We start from the raw sequence: 1192 nt of genomic DNA, 5'->3' as shown, positions 1-1192 counted from the left end.
GGCTGCTGACTGGGCGATTGCCAGTCCAGAAGCCTTAGCCGACCGGTTGAATGTTTTAAATTGGGCGCGTGACCCTAAAGCGACTGGTGTCCTAATCACGCCTATGTTTGGTTTGAAACGCCTATTAACCCCAACTGAAATTTGGGACAACACTCGTTTGCTAGTCAAATTAGGGGACGAATTAGAACCAGCTACCCTAGTTCAACGTCTGTTAAATCAAGGTTACCAACGGGCTGAAATTGTCATGACCCCAGGTGAAATGAGTCAACGCGGGGACATCGTAGACTTTTATCCTATAAATGCCGAATACCCAGTCCGAGTATCTGTGGGCTTTGACGAGGTAGAACGGATTTCAACTTTTGATCCCAACACCCAAAAATCCCTGCAAGACCAACCAAGTATCAACATCCAACCGTCGCAAGAATTCGTTGTCTTGCCGCAACAATTACAAGCCCAAGCTGATGCCTTCCAAAAACTGATGGCCAAGTCGTTGGCTAAGATAAAGGACGACGTGGTTAAAGATTTAGCGACTGCCGTTGTTAACGATGAAGTCCTTGCATGGAAAAATGGTGAAACCACGGAAAACTCTAAATATTTCCACCGGTATATGTACCCAGAAACCACGACCATCCTTGACTATATTGGCGACCAAGCTTTCTTGATTTTGGACGACTATGCGCGTCTAATTCAAGAAGAGGCTACTTGGACCAGCAATACCGAAATGTACTTACAAACCATGGTTGAAATGGGGCAATTACCGGCTCAAGTCCAAGTTTATGCTGACTTTAAGGAAGGTATTCAAGCTTTTAAAGGTCGTAAATTTTACTTTTCAGTATGGCAGCAAGGGCTAGGATCACTGAAATTCGATGGGCTGTACCAGTATCAAACGCGAATGATTACACAGTTTTATGACCAAATGGATGCCCTGAAAATTGAACTAGATGCTTGGATTCGTACAGGTCGAACAGTGATTATCATGTTAAAAGACAAGGACAGGGTGAAAGAAGTCCAAGCCATTTTGCGAGAAATAGATGTAGCGGCTGAAGCGACGGACGAAGGGAATATCTTCGCCAACATGGTTAACCTAATTGCGGGCGGATTATCAGGATCGATTGAATTCGTCCAAGAACGTTTAGTCTTACTGGCTGAAGCGGATATCTTCCATACCCAGAAGAAACGACGCAAGGCTAAA

Annotated in this window: 1 pseudogene; it reads left to right on the top strand. The window is 44.6% G+C overall.

Annotation, left to right across the window (positions count from 1 at the left end):
• Nucleotides 1-1192, top strand: a pseudogene (locus ACRCJ0_RS14605) (transcription-repair coupling factor); the annotation flags it as partial.

This window comes from Aerococcus sp. L_32 (assembly GCF_050689315.1).
Note: the sequence above shows the minus strand (reverse complement) of the source record. Positions and strands in the feature narration are given on the sequence as shown.